We start from the raw sequence: 507 nt of genomic DNA on the forward strand, positions 1-507 counted from the left end.
TACAGATATTACGGAGTTTAAGTTATTTGGGGAGAAGTTATACCTATCACCAATGTTGGATTTATTTAATGGTGAAATTATCACGTATACAATTGGTTCCAGACCGACCTATTCCCTTGTTTCAACGATGTTGGACCAAGCCCTTTATTGTGTAACCGATCCAGATAAACTCCTCATTCACTCTGATCAAGGTTGGCACTATCAAATGAAACAATACCGTCATTCTCTTAAGAATCGTGGCATAACTCAAAGTATGTCTCGCAAAGGAAACTGTTATGACAATGCCGTTATTGAAAATTTCTTCGGTATCATGAAATCGGAATTTCTGTATCGAAAAGAATTTGAAAGTATAACACATTTCAAACAAGAATTAGCAAAGTATATAGAATACTATAATCATAAAAGAATTAAGGCAAAATTAAAGGGTATGAGCCCAGTACAATACCGGGCTCATACCCTAGAGGCTGCCTAATGAAACGACCTGTCTAACTTTCGGGGGTCACTTCA

Annotated in this window: 1 protein-coding gene; it reads left to right on the forward strand. The window is 36.7% G+C overall.

Translation table 11 applies throughout. From position 1 onward, the window contains the following. Positions 1-472, forward strand: a 472-nt coding sequence (locus tag MR147_RS26780; RefSeq protein ID WP_242304888.1) for an IS3 family transposase, incomplete at its 5' end; no start/stop codon positions are given. Between the last annotated feature and the right edge of the window lie 35 nt (positions 473-507).

This window comes from Bacillus cereus group sp. BfR-BA-01350 (assembly GCF_022663775.1).
In the GTDB taxonomy this organism is placed as follows: domain Bacteria; phylum Bacillota; class Bacilli; order Bacillales; family Bacillaceae_G; genus Bacillus_A; species Bacillus_A paranthracis.